The 14,372-nt window shown below is 64.0% G+C and carries 12 protein-coding genes; 10 read left to right on the top strand and 2 right to left on the bottom strand.

The features are described 5' to 3' along the window. Positions 1–105 precede the first annotated feature (105 nt). Positions 106–441 carry a glutaredoxin family protein gene (locus AC6RV7_RS17840; RefSeq protein ID WP_500095421.1) on the bottom strand — a complete coding sequence of 112 codons (336 nt, stop codon included), beginning with the start codon at positions 439–441 and terminating at the stop codon, positions 106–108. 226 nt (positions 442–667) lie between these two features. Here AC6RV7_RS17840 and AC6RV7_RS17835 point away from each other — a divergent pair, with 226 nt between their 5' ends. From AC6RV7_RS17835 to AC6RV7_RS17810, 6 genes are all read left to right on the top strand, one after another. Further along, a complete protein-coding gene (locus AC6RV7_RS17835; protein ID WP_500095417.1) occupies positions 668–1,642 on the top strand; it encodes an NAD-dependent epimerase/dehydratase family protein in 975 nt (324 codons plus the stop codon). A gap of 22 nt (positions 1,643–1,664) precedes the next feature. Then, the gene (locus tag AC6RV7_RS17830) at positions 1,665–2,885 is read left to right on the top strand and encodes an anion transporter (RefSeq protein ID WP_500095415.1); all 1,221 of its coding nucleotides are present in this window, start codon (positions 1,665–1,667) and stop codon (positions 2,883–2,885) included. 120 nt (positions 2,886–3,005) lie between these two features. After that, positions 3,006–4,088, top strand: a complete 1,083-nt coding sequence (gene recA / locus AC6RV7_RS17825; RefSeq protein ID WP_500095413.1) for a recombinase RecA — start codon at positions 3,006–3,008, stop codon at positions 4,086–4,088. A 205-nt stretch (positions 4,089–4,293) separates the two neighbouring features. Beyond that, the gene (locus tag AC6RV7_RS17820; RefSeq protein WP_500095411.1) at positions 4,294–5,034 is read left to right on the top strand and encodes an ABC transporter ATP-binding protein; all 741 of its coding nucleotides are present in this window, start codon (positions 4,294–4,296) and stop codon (positions 5,032–5,034) included. A gap of 130 nt (positions 5,035–5,164) precedes the next feature. Beyond that, positions 5,165–7,531, top strand: a complete 2,367-nt coding sequence (locus AC6RV7_RS17815; RefSeq protein ID WP_500095409.1) for an ABC transporter permease — start codon at positions 5,165–5,167, stop codon at positions 7,529–7,531. 10 nt (positions 7,532–7,541) lie between these two features. Then, complete coding sequence (locus tag AC6RV7_RS17810) at positions 7,542–8,777, top strand: efflux RND transporter periplasmic adaptor subunit (RefSeq protein WP_500095407.1); 1,236 nt, start codon at positions 7,542–7,544, stop codon at positions 8,775–8,777. Here AC6RV7_RS17810 and pdxH read toward each other — a convergent pair. Then, a complete protein-coding gene (gene pdxH / locus AC6RV7_RS17805) occupies positions 8,774–9,355 on the bottom strand; it encodes a pyridoxamine 5'-phosphate oxidase (RefSeq protein ID WP_500095406.1) in 582 nt (193 codons plus the stop codon). The genes AC6RV7_RS17810 and pdxH overlap by 4 nt on opposite strands. A 78-nt stretch (positions 9,356–9,433) precedes the next feature. Between pdxH and mnmE the strand changes: the two genes are divergently transcribed. The 4 genes from mnmE (at position 9,434) to AC6RV7_RS17785 (ending at position 14,354) form a co-directional block, all read left to right on the top strand. Beyond that, on the top strand, positions 9,434–10,831 hold the full coding sequence (gene mnmE, locus AC6RV7_RS17800) for a tRNA uridine-5-carboxymethylaminomethyl(34) synthesis GTPase MnmE (protein WP_500095404.1): 1,398 nt from the start codon (positions 9,434–9,436) through the stop codon (positions 10,829–10,831). A 13-nt stretch (positions 10,832–10,844) separates the two neighbouring features. Then, on the top strand, positions 10,845–12,725 hold the full coding sequence (mnmG, locus tag AC6RV7_RS17795) for a tRNA uridine-5-carboxymethylaminomethyl(34) synthesis enzyme MnmG (RefSeq protein WP_500095401.1): 1,881 nt from the start codon (positions 10,845–10,847) through the stop codon (positions 12,723–12,725). Then, positions 12,715–13,335, top strand: a complete 621-nt coding sequence (gene trmB / locus AC6RV7_RS17790) for a tRNA (guanine(46)-N(7))-methyltransferase TrmB (RefSeq protein WP_500095398.1) — start codon at positions 12,715–12,717, stop codon at positions 13,333–13,335. Before mnmG ends, trmB begins: the two co-directional genes overlap by 11 nt. 128 nt (positions 13,336–13,463) lie before the next feature. After that, positions 13,464–14,354, top strand: a complete 891-nt coding sequence (locus AC6RV7_RS17785) for a F0F1 ATP synthase subunit A (protein ID WP_500095395.1) — start codon at positions 13,464–13,466, stop codon at positions 14,352–14,354. The last annotated feature ends 18 nt before the right edge of the window (positions 14,355–14,372 follow it).

Raw genomic sequence — 14,372 nt, 5'->3', positions numbered from 1 at the left:
GAGTCGCAGGATGGGAAGCGGTGAGTGCACAAAAAAGGCCGGTCTCGGCGTTGCGAGAGCGGCCCCGGGGTTGGTTTGGTTGCGGCGAGCTCTCAGCAACATCAATTAGAAGAAGCGGATCGTTTTAGTAGCCATTTTGGCGTGCTCTTCGTCGGAGCAGCCGGCGTTGGTGGGCACATCGACAGGAGCGTCCACGGGTTTGATCAGATCGTTGCTGAGAAGATAATTTTCCACCTCTTCGCCCGAAACGTCGGCGAGCATCACGCCATCGATCTCAACGCACGGCGAAAGCGGCTGGCCGGACTTGGTCACCATCTCCGCGTAATTCGCGCGGTCGTTGATGATGTCGATGTCCTCATACGCGAGGTTGTATTTGCGCATGATGGCGCGGACGCCGTTCGACCAACCGCAAGAGGGCTTGAGATAGGCTTTGATCTTCATGCGAGGAACGTGTGCGAGTGCAAAAGTGCCGCAAGGTATAGGAGGGCTTTTTCCGCAATCAAGCACCGTCTTCCACGGAAACGGAAAAATTTGTCATAGTTGGAATGACGTTTTCCGCGCGAGAATCGACGTCGCGGGCCGCGTGAAAAAAGACCGCGAGCCACCGCCGTCGTCGCGCGCATCTTTCCGCTAGCCGCCGGACACGCGCTGCTTTATCAGCGCGGAAATGAAAGTCCTCGTGACCGGTGCCGCCGGTTTCATCGGTTACCATGTTGCCCGCCGTCTCGCCGAGACGAAGCGCTGCGAGGTGCTCGGCGTGGACAATCTCAACGACTACTACGACGTGGACCTGAAGCGCGCGCGGCTCGCCGAGCTGGAGGCGTTCGACGCGTTTCGTTTCTTGAAAACGGACTTTTCCGACGCGGCGGCGTTCGGCGGACTCTACGCGCATTTCAAACCCGACTACGTCGTGCACCTCGGCGCGCAGGCAGGCGTGCGTTATAGTTTGGAGAATCCCGCGGCTTACGTGCGCAGCAACGTCGAAGGTTTTCTCAACGTCCTCGAAGCCTGCCGCAAGCTGCCGCCGAAACACCTCGTGTTCGCGTCGTCGAGCAGCGTTTACGGCGCGGGCGCGACGGTCCCGTTCAGCGAGGACGCGCACACGGACCGACCGATCTCGTTCTACGGTGCGACGAAGAAGAGCAACGAGGTGATGGCCCACACCTACGCGCACCTGCACGGACTCGCGGTGACGGGTCTGCGTTTTTTCACGGTTTACGGACCATGGGGCCGTCCGGACATGGCGCCGACGTTGTTCGCGCAGGCGATCAGCGAGGGGCGTCCGCTGAAGTTGTTCAACGAAGGCCGCAACCGCCGCGACTTCACGTATGTCGACGACATCGTCGACGGCGTGCTCAAGGTTCTCCTCTACCCGCCCGCCGAGCCGCCGGTGCCGCCGTTCCGTCTGTTCAACATTGGCCATCACCGGCCGGTCGAGGTGCTATTGTTTGTGCAGATGCTCGAAGCACTGCTCGGCAAAAAGGCTCAGCTGGAACTCGCGCCGCCGCAGCCGGGCGACATGATCGAGACCTGCGCGAGCATCGACCGGCTGCAGGCGGCCGTGGGATTCGCGCCGAAGGTTCCGCTCGAAGAGGGACTGCGGCGGTTTGTGGATTGGTTCCGCACTTATTATAAGTGCTGAGCCCGCGCGTCGCGCCGCTGACATGAACTTTTCCCAGATCGCGATCGCTGTCGTGATCGTCGTCACGCTGATCGGGGTCGCGATCGGACGCTACCCGGCGCTGAAAATGAACCGCGCCACGATCGCGTTGGTCGGTGCCACGCTGCTGATCGTGCTCGGCGCGCTCACGCTCGATGAGGCGTATGCCGCGGTGGATTGGAACACCATTGTCCTGCTGTTCGGGATGATGGTGCTCAATGTGAACCTCCGCATGGCGGGTTTCTTTCACCTCGTGACGGCGCGCGTCGTCACGCTCGCGCGCACGCCGCGGCGGCTGCTGGCGTTGATCATCGCGGTGTCGGGCGTGTTCTCCGCAGTGTTTCTCAACGACACCATCGTGCTGGTGTTCACGCCGCTGATCCTCGACATCGCGCTCACGCTGAAGCGCAATCCCCTGCCCTACCTCGTCGGACTCGTGACCGCGGCGAACATCGGCTCCGTCGCGACGATCACCGGCAATCCGCAAAACATGCTCGTCGGCCTCGCGTCGGGCATTCACTTTGTGACGTTCACGCGCGAGCTCGCGCCGATCGGGCTGCTGGGACTCGTTGTCGCCTGGCTCGTGATCGTGCTGGTGTATCGCCGGGATTTTCGCGGCGAGCGTTTTGAGGAGGTTTACCAGTTCAAACCGCCCGTCGAGTGGCCGCGGCTGCGCAAGGCGCTCTTTGCCACCGTCCTCATGCTCGCGGCGTTGATCGCGGGCGCGCCCGTGCCGCTCTGCGCGGTGCTCGCGGCGGCCGTGCTGCTGGTGACGCGGCACACGTCGCCCGAACGCGTTTTCAACGAGATCGACTGGTCGCTGCTCGTGTTTTTCAGCGCCCTCTTCGTCGTCACCGGCGCGATTTCGTCGGCGGGTTTTGGCGAGCGACTGTTCGCCGTGCTGCAGCCCTACGCCGATCGCGGACCCGCGGCGCTGACCGGGGTCTCGCTCGTGCTCAGCAATCTCGTCTCGAACGTCCCCGCAGTGATGCTGTTCCGGCCGGTTGTGCCCACACTGGCGGATCCGCACCACGCCTGGCTGACGCTCGCGATGGCGACGACGCTCGCGGGGAATCTCACGTTGCTCGGTTCCGTGGCCAACTTGATCGTCGCCGAAATCGCGAAACGTCGTGGCGTGCATCTGTCGTTCGTCGAGTATCTGAAAGCCGGCACCCCGATCGCCGTGCTGACCTTGCTGATCGGCGTCTTGTGGTTGAGTGCGTGAGCCGTTGCGCCGCCGCGCACACTCGAAGCTTGCCCGGCCGGCGCAGTTGCCCGAAAGACTCCTGACATAACCTCGTCAGCGCCGGCGTGTATGCTGCGGCGCTCAACTCAACCACTCCTCATGTCCAAAGCCGCTCCCGCCAAAACTGCCGATTCGAAAGCCGTCGCCACCGCCACGCCCGACGTCGCCGCCCGCAAGAACCTCGATCTCGCTCTCTCCTCCATCACCAAGCAGTTCGGCGAAGGCTCGATCATGCGTCTGGGCGATTCCCAGAAGATGAAGGTCGAGACGCTCTCCACCGGCTCGCTCGCGATCGATCTCGCGCTCGGCGTCGGCGGCCTGCCCAAGGGCCGCATCGTCGAGATCTACGGCCCCGAATCCTCGGGCAAAACGACCTTTTGCTTGAGCGTCATCGCGCAGGCCCAGAAGGAAGGCGGCCTCGCGGCGTTCATCGACGTCGAGCACGCACTCGATCCGAAATACGCGCGGATCGTCGGCGTGAATCTCGACGACCTGCTCGTGTCGCAGCCGGACTCCGGCGAAGACGCGCTCAACATCGCCGAGACGCTTATCCGCTCCAACTCCATCGACGTGATCGTCATCGACTCAGTCGCCGCGCTGATCTCGAAGCAGGAACTCGACGGCCAGATGGGCGACGCGACCGTCGGCTCGCAGGCGCGCCTGATGTCGCAGGCCATGCGCCGCCTCACCGCGGTGGTCAGCAAGACCAAGTGCATCTGCATGTTCACGAATCAGATTCGCGAAAAGATCGGCGTGATGTTCGGCAATCCCGAGACGACGCCCGGCGGCCGCGCGCTGAAGTTCTTCTCGTCCGTGCGCCTCGATATCCGCCGCAAGGACCAGATCAAAACGCCCGAAGGCAAGGTCGTCGGCAACCGCACCAAGATCAAAGTCGTGAAGAACAAGGTCGCGCCGCCGTTCACCGAGTGCGAGTTCGACATCATGTATGACGAAGGCATCTCGAAGAGCGGCTCGCTCCTCGATCTCGGCCTCGAGCACAAGATTCTGGAAAAGAAGGGCGCGTGGGTCGCCTACGAAGGCGCGCTCGTCGGCCAGGGCCGCGACGCCGCGAAGCAGGCCATCAAGGAAAAGCCGGAGCTCGCCGAGAAGATCACGAAGGCGATTCTCGAAAAGGTGAACGTCACCGGCGGCGCCGTGATCACCGGCCCCGGCGAAGAATAAGGATCGTCGCTTTCGACCGCGGCCAACCGCGGTCGCGAATTCAAAGCCGCGAGCGCGTGCTCGCGGCTTTTTCGTGCGCAGTCGCCGACGGGCTGGCGGCATGAGCGCCGCTAAGGCAAGAAAACGGCGACGCTTACTTCCGCGAGGACAACGGCGAACCGCGTTGCTGCGCGCCGAAAACGTGAGTTGGTTTGGCCCCCACGTCATGGTCGACGGCTCCACACCCGCCTCCTCCCCCGCTCGCGAGAGTATTTTCACCGTTCGCGATCTGACGAAGATTTACGGCGAGGGCGAAGCCGAGGTCCGCGCGCTCGCCGGGATCGATCTCGATCTTTATCGCGGCGAACTCGTCGTGCTGCTCGGACCTTCCGGCAGCGGGAAGTCCACACTCCTCAACAATCTTGGCGGTCTCGATAATCCAACCGCGGGCACGCTGCTTTATCGCGGCACCGATCTCGCGCGAGCCGACGAAGCGGGCCTCACGAACTACCGGCGCGACGCCGTTGGCTTCGTGTTTCAATTCTACAATCTCATCCCGAGCCTGACCGCGCGGGAGAATGTCGCACTTATCACCGAGATTGCGCGCGATCCGATGAACCCCGAGGACGCGCTGCACCTCGTCGGTCTCGGTCCGCGGATGGATCATTTTCCCGCGCAGCTTTCTGGCGGCGAACAGCAGCGCGTGGCGATCGCCCGCGCGATCGCGAAACGACCCGAGGTGCTGTTGTGCGACGAGCCCACCGGGGCGCTCGACGTTCACACCGGCATCACGGTGCTCGAGGCCATCGAGCACATCAACCGCGAGCTCGGCACGCTCGCCGTGATCATCACGCACAACGCCGTCCTCGCCGATATGGCCGATCGCGTGCTCTCGATGCGCGACGGACGGATCGTCAGCGAGCACACGAACGCAACCCGCGACTCCGTGCGAAACCTGAAATGGTGAAACGTCGCCGCTGCCCTTGTAGGGCGGGGTCTCCCGACTCCGCCATCGTCGTAGCCGCGCTTCGCTCCGTCGTCCTTCCCTCCACCGTTCTCCCGCGCCGCCGCTCGCCTTCGCCCCTCGTCTTCGCCCCGTGAGACTCCTCGACCGCAAGCTCCTGCGCGATCTCCGTGCGATCAAATCGCAGGCGTTCGCCGTCGCAGTCGTGATGGGGTGCGGGCTCGCGATGATGATCATGACGCGATCGCTGATCCTCTCGCTCGAAACGACGCGCGACGATTATTACCGGGATTATCGTTTCGCGGAAGTGTTCGCGCGTTTGAAGCGCGCGCCGTTGTACGTCGCCGAGCAGATTGCCGCGATTCCCGGCGTCGCCGCGGTGCAACCGGGCATTTCGTTGCAGGTCACGCTCGATCTTCCGGGCATGGCGGAGCCGGCCGTCGGCCTGATGCAGTCGTTGCCGGAGCAGGGCGAACTCGTGCTCAACCGGCTCCATCTTCGCCGCGGTCGCATCCTTGTCGGCCGCGAATCGCACAACGAGATTCTCGCGGGCGAGGCGTTCGCCGAGGCGCATCGGTTGCAGCCGGGAGCGAAGATCTCCGCGGTCGTCTATGGCCGAAAGCAAACGTTTCGGATCGCGGGAATTGTGCTCTCGCCGGAGTTCGTCTTCGAGGCGCCGCCGGGCTCCGCGCTGCCCGACAACCGGACTTACGGCGTCTTCTGGATGCCTTACAAGGAGCTCGCGACGGCGAGCAATCTCGATGGCGCGTTCAACACGCTCACGCTGTCGCTCGCGCCGGGCGCCTCGCCGGAGGCGGTGATTGCGGCGGTCGATCGCGTGCTTGTGCCGTATGGCGGCCGCGGCGCGTATGGGCGCGACTCGCATCCGTCGCACACGCGCGTGCGCGACGAGATCCGCGTGCTCCACGGATTGTCGATCGGCTTTCCCCTCGTGTTTCTCAGCGTCGCGGCGTTCATGACGAACGCCGTCATGAGCCGGCAGATCACGCTGCAGCGCGAGCAGATCGCGATGCTCAAGGCGTGCGGTTTCAGCAATCGCCAGGTCGGCTGGCACTATTTCAAGTTCTCGCTCGCGATTGTCGTCGTCGGCACCGCGATTGGGGCCGGCGGCGGCGTGGTGCTCGGGCACATGCTGGTCGGGATGTATCACCTGTTCTTTCGTTTCCCGCAGCTCGACTTTCTGCTCGCGAAGGAAGTGCTCGTGTTCGCCGTGTTGGTCAGCGCGCTGGCGGCGTTCGCCGGGGTTTGGGGCGCGGTGCGCGCCGCCGTGGGTTTGCCACCCGCGGAGGCGATGCGGCCCGAGCCGCCCGCGAGTTATCGCCCCGCGCTGATCGAGCGCACTCCCCTCGCCCGCACGCTCTCGGTTTCGTTTCGCATGGCGCTGCGCAACATCGAGCGGCGGCCCGCGCGCGCCGTGCTCACGTGCGTCGCACTCGCGCTCGCGACGGGAATTCTCATCGTGCCCAGCGCGCTGCGCGACGGCATCAACTACGTGCTCGATTATCAGTGGGACCAGGTGCAGCGGCAGACCGCGTATGTGTCGCTGATCGAGCCGGGCCCGGCGCGCGCGCTCGCGGATTTTCGCAGCTTGCCGGGCGTGATTCTCGCCGAGCCGGTGCGGGCTACGCCGGTGGAATTGCGCGCGGGAAATCTTCGCCGCCGCATCGGACTGACCGGGCTCGGCGCCAACGCGGAGCTCAACCGGATCATCGACGAAAGCGATCGCCGCATTATCCTCCCGCCGCAGGGCATCGTGCTCTCGAGCAAGCTGGCGAGCGTGCTCGGCGTGAAGCCCGGCGATCTCGTGAACGTGCGCGTGCTCGAAGGCAAGCGGCCGGAACTGCGCGTGCCGGTGGCGCGACTCTCGCAGGATTTTGCCGGGACGGCGGCGTTCATGGAGATCGGCGAACTGAACCGCCTGCTGGGCGAGGGCGATCGCATCACGGGCGCGTATCTTTCCGTGGCCGCCGGGGCGTGGCCGGACTTCCTCGCGCGGCTGAAGGAGACACCGCGCGCCGCGAGCGTCGTGATCAAAGAAGGCATTCGCGCCAGCTTCCGCAAAACGACCGCGGAGAGCATCGGGCTGATCCAGAAACTCTACATGACCTTCGCGGTCGTGGTCGCTTTCGGCATCGTTTATAACAGCGCGCGGATTTCGCTCTCCGAGCGTCAGCGGGAGCTGGCGACGTTGCGGGTGGTGGGTTTCACGCGACGCGAAGTGGCGCTGGTGCTCGTCAACGAGCTCGTGGTGCTGACGGCGGTCGCGCTGCCGGTGGGACTCGCGATCGGATCCGGTTTCGCGACGGTCATTATCCAAAGTGTGAATACCGAGTTCGTGCGCGTGCCGGTGATCCTTACGACCTTCAATTATTCCCTCGCCATCCTGATCGTGGGCAGCGCCGCGGCGCTGTCGGCGATGCTTGCGAGCCGCCGGCTGAACCAGCTGGATCTCGTGAGCGTGCTCAAGGCCCGCGAATAAATCTCTTTGCATGAAGCCCACCACGTCCTCGCCCTCCCCCGCCGCGAACCGGCATCCGCGCCACCGACTGCTGCCGTGGCTTGCGGGCGCGGGATTGCTCGCGCTGGTGATCGCGGGCCTGTGGCCGAAGCCGGTGCCGGTCGAAGTGGCGACGGTCGCTCGCGGCGACGTGCTCGTCACCGTCAACGAGGAAGGCATGACGCGCGTGAAACACCGTTACGTGATCTCGAGCCCGGTGGCGGGCCAGCTGCAGCGCATCGACTGGAAGGCGGGCGCGATCGTCGAGGCGGGAAAGACACCGCTCGCGGTGCTCGAGTCGAGCGGCGCGGATTTCCTCGACGCGCGCGGACTCGCGCAGGCGGAGGCGCGCGTGAAGGCGGCCGAAGCGGCGCGTGCGGCGGCGCAGGCCCAGTTCGATCGCAGCGCGGCGGCGGCGCGGCTGGCGACGGCGGATTTCGAACGATTGCGCCGGCTGCATGACGAGCAGGCGATCTCGATGCAGGAATTCGACGCGGCGGAGATGCGCGCGATCGTCGCGCAGCAGGACGAGCGCTCGGCGCGTTTCGCGGCGCAGGTATCCGAATACGAACTACAGCAGGCGCGTGCGCTGCTGTCCCGCGGCCAGACGGGAACGTCGGAGGAACCACTGGTCGTGACCTCGCCGGTGGACGGACGCATCCTGCGGGTGTTGCAGGAAAGCGGGCGGGTCGTGCCGGCGGGTTTTCCGCTGATGGAGGTCGGCGACGCGACGGATCTGGAGCTGCGCATCGAAGTGCTCTCGCGCGACGGCGTCGCGATTCGTCCGGGCGCGCGCGTGTTCGTGGAGCAATGGGGCGGCGCGGAACCGTTGCAGGCGCGGGTGCGGCTGGTGGAGCCGTCGGCGTTCACGAAGATCTCGGCGCTCGGCGTCGAGGAGCAGCGGGTTTATGTCATCGCGGATTTCGTGGACCCGATCGAAAAGCGGCCGACGCTCGGCGACAGCTATCGGATCGAAGGACGCATCGTGGTGTGGGAGGGGCGCGACGTGCTGCGGGCACCGGCCGGAGCATTTTTCCAGCGCGGCGAAGAGTGGCAGACGTTTGTCCTGCGCGGCGGCCGCGCGGAGCTTGTGTCGGTGCGCGTGGGCCGCACGAACGGATTTTTCACCGAGGTGACCGGCGGACTGAAGGAGGGCGATCGCGTGATCGTTTATCCGGGCGACCGGGTGCGCGACGGCGTGCGGGTGCGCGAGCAGGCGATCGATTAAGGAAACAGCCAGGTGTGCGACCAGCGGTCGTTTTCGCGGCGAAAAATCCGCCGTTCGTGATGGCGGAACGGTCGCTGGATCCAGAACTCGATCGCGTCCGGTCGGAGACGGAAGCCGGACCAGTGCGGCGGGCGTGGCACGTTGCCGAGCGGAAAACGCAGCGCGGCGGCCGCGACGGCCTGCTCGAGTGTGAAACGTGAAGGCATCGGTTGCGACTGGTGCGAGGCCCAGGCGCCGAGCTGGCTCAGCCGCGGTCGTGTGGCGAAGTAGGCGTCGGCTTCGTCCGGCGAAACCGGCTGCACGGTGCCCTCGATCCGGACCTGGCGGGCGAGTTTCGCCCAATGAAAGCAAAGCGCGGCGCGCGGGTTTGCCTGCAGGTCACGGGCCTTGGGGCTTTCGAGATTGGTGTAGAAGACGAAGCCCCGCGCATCGAAGGCCTTCAGCAACACCATGCGCACGCTGGGCTGGCCCGATGCGGACGCCGTCGCGAGGGCGCAGGCGGTGGGATCGTTGCCTTCGTTCTCCTTCGCGATCGCAAACCACGCGTCGAACAGCTGGAAAGGATCCGGATCGGCCATGCGCGATGATGCGGGAGGGGCTGGCGCGGGGTCTGCGTGACTCTTGGCGAAAGGTGCGCGGCGATTGGCGGCCGGGGCATGCAAAACGCTTTGCCTTCGGCGGCGGTCCGCTATGGTGGGAGGTTTATGCCGCGTTTCACGGACACGATTGCCGCGCTCGCGACGCCGATGGGCACCTCGGCGATCGCGTTGCTGCGTATTAGCGGCCCGGATACACAACGGCTCGCGGCGGCGATTTTCGGCGCGACTCCCCCGCCCCGCCTCGCGCGTCATGGCGACTACCGCGACACGGCGGGCCGGACGCTCGACGACACACTGTTCGTGTTCATGCCGGGCCCGCGCTCCTACACGGGCGAGGACACCCTTGAGATTTCCTGCCACGGCAACCCCTTCATTGCGCAAAAGATCCTCGAGGATCTGCTGCGGCGCGGTTGTCGGGCAGCGGAACCGGGCGAGTTCACGCAGCGGGCGTTTTTGAATGGGCGCATGGACCTCAGCCAGGCCGAGGCCGTGATGGACCTGATCCATGCGCGCAGCGAGCGGGCGCTCGCGTCGGCCCATCGCCAGCTTCGTGGCGCGTTGCGGCGGCGCGCCGAAGCGGCGGTGGAAGAGCTGCTGGGCGTGATAGCCCGCGTGGAAGCCTATATCGATTTCCCGGAGGAAGACCTGCCGGCGGAAGATGTTAATCTGGTGACCGCGGGGCTGCAGCGCGTGCGCGGCATGGCATCGAATCTGTTGGCTACCAGTCACTACGGTGAAATTCTGCGCGACGGTATCAAGACCGTCATTGTTGGAGAACCCAATGTCGGAAAAAGCAGCCTGCTGAACCGTTTGGTCGGGCGCGAGCGAGCCCTGGTGAGTTCGGAGCCTGGCACGACCCGCGATTATCTCGAAGAGCCGATTGCGCTCGGGAGTCATTACCTGCGCTTGATCGACACCGCTGGGCTTAATCCCTCCCCTGGCCCGTTGGAACGGCTCGGGATCGAAAAGACCCGGGAGCGCCTGGAGGAGGCTGATCTGTTTCTTTGGGTGGTGGATCAAACCGGTCCGACACCGTCGCTTCCATCTGATATTGAGCATATTGCAAACGCGGAGAATACGATTCTGATTTTAAACAAATGTGATCTGGGGGGCGAAGTCGCCGGCGGCGCTCTCCCCTACCCATCGGTCCGCATCTCAGCGAAAACCGGTGAAGGGATCGACGTCCTTTGCGAGCGGATTGCGGCGCTGGCAGACCGGTTTCAGGTTGAAGTCGGCGAAGATCAGGTCGCCATCAACGCCCGACACGCGGCCGCGCTCACGACGGTGATGGATGCGATCGTTGCCGCCCTGGCGAAGCTGGAGCACGGTGAAGCGGCGGAACTGCTCGCGAGCGACCTGCGGACGGCGTTGCGCGCATGGGAAGAGATAGCCGGTCGCGTGGATAATGAACGCATGCTGGACGCATTGTTCGCTAGCTTTTGTATTGGGAAATAGTCCCCTCTCTCCTGTGACATATTCTGAAAAGCCGTTTGATGTAATCGTGTGCGGTGCGGGCCACGCGGGTGTGGAAGCGGCCCTGGCGGCGGCGCGCATGGGGGCCTCCACCCTGCTTCTCACGGGCAATATCGACACCATTGCTCAGATGAGCTGCAATCCCGCCATCGGAGGCCAGGCCAAAGGGCAATTGGTCCGGGAAATCGATGCGCTGGGTGGCGAGATGGCCATCAACACGGATGTAACGGGAATTCAGTTCCGGCTGTTGAATGAGTCCAAGGGGCCCGCCGTTCAGTCGCCGCGCGCTCAATGTGACAAAAAAGCCTATCAATATCGGCTGAAGCACACGTTGGAGTTGCAGCCAAACCTCCAGATCTTTCAGGCGACCGTAACTGGGCTCAATTTTGAGCACGGACGAGTGACGGGATGCCGGACGAATCTGGACATCGACTTCAAGGCGCGCGCGGTGATCGTGACGACCGGAACGTTTCTGCGAGGCCTGATGCATATTGGCCAGAACCGAAACGAAGGCGGGAGATTGGGCGACTTCAGCGCCAAGACGCTGTCGGCGAGCCTGCTCGAAGCAGGTATTGAACTGCGGCGATTGAAGACGGGGACGCCTCCTCGTTTGCTGGGGCGGAGCCTCGATTTCAGCAAGATGACCGAACAGAAAGGCGACGAGAATCCGACGCTGTTCGCGTTTCACGATACCCGCGGGGAGGGAGAATTGTTCCACGTGGAACACACGGGAGAGACCCGCATGGGTTGGCAGCCGGGTTGTGAACAAGTTTCCTGCTGGATGACCTACACGACGGACGAGTCGGCGGGGATCGTGCGCGACAACCTCCAGAAGTCTGCGCTCTACGGGGGACACATAGAAGGCGTCGGTCCAAGGTATTGCCCAAGTATTGAGGACAAATTTGTTCGCTTCTCCGACAAGCCCCGGCATCTCCTTTTTCTCGAACCGGAGGGTAGGGCGACGAACGAATTTTATGTGAATGGCTTGTCAACAAGTCTGCCATTCGACGTTCAACTGGACCTTGTGCACAGCGTTCCCGGACTGGAAAACGCGACGCTGCTCCGACCGGCTTACGCCGTGGAATATGACTTCGCGCCGCCTACGCAGCTCAAGCTGTCCTTGGAATCCAAGAAGGTTTCAGGCCTGTTTCTAGCGGGGCAGATCAACGGCACTTCGGGCTACGAGGAGGCGGCGTGTCAGGGTTTGGTCGCCGGTGTGAACGCAGTGCTGCACGTGCGGGGCGAGGAGCCAATGATCATCCGGCGTCATGAGGGTTATACGGGCGTGCTGATCGACGATCTCGTGACCAAGGGCACCAACGAGCCCTACCGGATGTTCACCAGCCGCGCCGAGCACCGTCTGATGTTCAATCACGGGAGTGCGGAGCTCCGGATGCTGCACCACGTGAAACGCTACGGATTGGTGCCGCCAGAGCGGCTGGCGCGCATGGAGCAGAAGCGCGACCAGATCGAAGGCTGGGTGCGGCGGCTCGAGCGGGAGCAGGCGGGGGGAGGGACGTGGGCCGAGCGGATCCGTCGTCGCGAAACCGAGATCGGCTTTCCCGCGGAGTTTCGGCTGCAATCGAAGGAAATTCGCGATGAAGTCCTGTATCGTATTGCCTACCAAGGGTATTTGGACCGGGAGCGCCGGCAGATCGAAAAACTAAGCTACGTCGAGCGGGTGCGTATCCCGGAGGCGTTCGACTACTCGAAAGTCTCGGGGCTTCGCCGGGAGAGTGCGGTGAAGCTGGAGCAGATTCGGCCGGCGACGTTGGGGCAGGCGAGTCGGATAAGTGGTGTTAACCCAGCAGATATCAGCGTCTTAATGATATTTATCGAATCGCGATATGAGACCGGTTCCTCCGATGCAGCCTGAACCTAAGGGTCCCGTGCTCGTCCCGTTCAGCACGCCTGCGCATCAAGCGCTGCTGGCGGAACGCCGCGGCGCCTTGCGCGCGGAGCTGGGAGCGATCTTGCGCGACCGCACCGATCGGTTTGTTTGGGAGGTGGGGTGCGGGCATGGGCATTTCCTCACCGCTTACGCCCAAGCACATCCGGAGGCGGTTTGTATCGGAATCGACATTGCGTCGGATCGGATCGAACGCGCGACGCGGAAGCGGGACCGCGCTCGGCTGCCTAATCTCCATTTCCTGCAAGCGGAGGCCCGCCTGTTCCTGGAAACCCTCCCGATCGGCGTGGGGCTGCGCGACGTGTTCATATTGTTTCCCGATCCCTGGCCGAAGCTGAGGCATCGCAAGCACCGGATCCTGCGCGCGGACTTTCTCGATGCGGTCGCCGGCCGCGCGGCGCGGGACTGCCGGCTCTGCTTCCGAACCGACTACGCTCCTTACTTCGAGGACGCGGCGCGCGTGGTGGACCGGCATGACCGCTGGCAAATTTGCGACGAGCTGTGGCCATTCGAGTATCAAACCGTTTTCCAGCGCCGGGCGCCGGCCTATCAGTCGCTGCTGGCGCGGGTGCGGTAGGTCGGGTCGGACCGTCCGCCGGCAGGTTCGTTAAGTCGGTGTGCTCCCCCTCATTTCGGGAGTTGACGGAGGGTGGGGCGGGCGCCTTTGTATTTTCTTTCCATTCGTTCCACACCTGCATTCTGCGCATGCTCCGGGTCACCCAGCTCGTCACTTTCATCTGCATTCTTCTTGGCGGCACGCCGGCTTTCGCCGCCGAAGCGGGTCATGGGCTTTCGGCCGCCGCGGAACCGTTGTTCACGGTCGGGCCGCTGCCGGTCACCAATTCCATGGTCACGAGCTGGGTCGTGGCCCTGGTGCTGATTCTCGTGGTGCGTCTGGCGATCCGGAAGCCGAAGCTGGTGCCGACCCGCGGCCAGGCGATCGTGGAAAGTCTCGTGCAGGGCATCCTCGATCTGACGGCTCCAATCGTCGGCCCCAAGGTCGCGAAGCACACCTTCCCGCTGCTCGTTGGCCTCTTCACTTATATTCTCATCCAGAACTGGAGCGGCCTCATCCCCGGCGTGGGTACGATCTTCGTGGCCGACCATGAGACCGGCGGCTGGCGCGAACTGATTCGCCCGGGCAACGCCGACCTGAACGGCACCTTCGCGCTGGCGATCGTCGCCTTCATCGCGTGGGCGTATTTTATTCTCCGATACGCGGGCCCATCCTTCGTCTTCAAGGACATCTTTGGCAACAAGGCCGACAAGTCCGAGGTGCCCGGCGCGATCTACTATCCGCTGTTCTTCGTCTTCTTCGCCGTCGGCCTGATCGAAGTGATTTCGATTCTCTTCCGGCCGATTTCGCTCTCGTTCCGTCTTTTCGGCAACGTCTTCGGCGGTGAAAACCTCCTGCACTCCATGTCGGCGATCACGCCGTGGATCCTGCCGGTGCCGTTTTACTTCCTCGAGCTGCTCATCGGCTTCGTGCAGGCGCTGGTGTTCACGCTGCTGGTGAGCGTTTACATCGGCCTGATCTGCAATCACGGCGACGACCATCACGAGGCGCACGGTGCGTCGGAGGGCGGCGCCCACTGATCCTTTCCCGCCGGGAGC

The organism is Opitutus sp. sgz309028 (assembly GCF_059821195.1).
The sequence above is the reverse complement of the archived record's forward strand: the minus strand, read 5'-3'. Positions and strand labels throughout refer to the sequence as shown.

Coding starts and splice junctions, on each gene's coding strand:
- AC6RV7_RS17835 (WP_500095417.1), top strand. CDS start 668: ATGAAAGTCCTCGTGACCGGTGCCGCCGGTTTCATCGGTTACCATGTT.
- AC6RV7_RS17830 (WP_500095415.1), top strand. CDS start 1,665: ATGAACTTTTCCCAGATCGCGATCGCTGTCGTGATCGTCGTCACGCTG.
- recA (WP_500095413.1), top strand. CDS start 3,006: ATGTCCAAAGCCGCTCCCGCCAAAACTGCCGATTCGAAAGCCGTCGCC.
- mnmE (WP_500095404.1), top strand. CDS start 9,434: ATGCAAAACGCTTTGCCTTCGGCGGCGGTCCGCTATGGTGGGAGGTTT.
- pdxH (WP_500095406.1), bottom strand. CDS start 9,355: ATGGCCGATCCGGATCCTTTCCAGCTGTTCGACGCGTGGTTTGCGATC.
- AC6RV7_RS17840 (WP_500095421.1), bottom strand. CDS start 441: ATGAAGATCAAAGCCTATCTCAAGCCCTCTTGCGGTTGGTCGAACGGC.
- AC6RV7_RS17810 (WP_500095407.1), top strand. CDS start 7,542: ATGAAGCCCACCACGTCCTCGCCCTCCCCCGCCGCGAACCGGCATCCG.
- AC6RV7_RS17785 (WP_500095395.1), top strand. CDS start 13,464: ATGCTCCGGGTCACCCAGCTCGTCACTTTCATCTGCATTCTTCTTGGC.
- AC6RV7_RS17820 (WP_500095411.1), top strand. CDS start 4,294: ATGGTCGACGGCTCCACACCCGCCTCCTCCCCCGCTCGCGAGAGTATT.
- trmB (WP_500095398.1), top strand. CDS start 12,715: ATGCAGCCTGAACCTAAGGGTCCCGTGCTCGTCCCGTTCAGCACGCCT.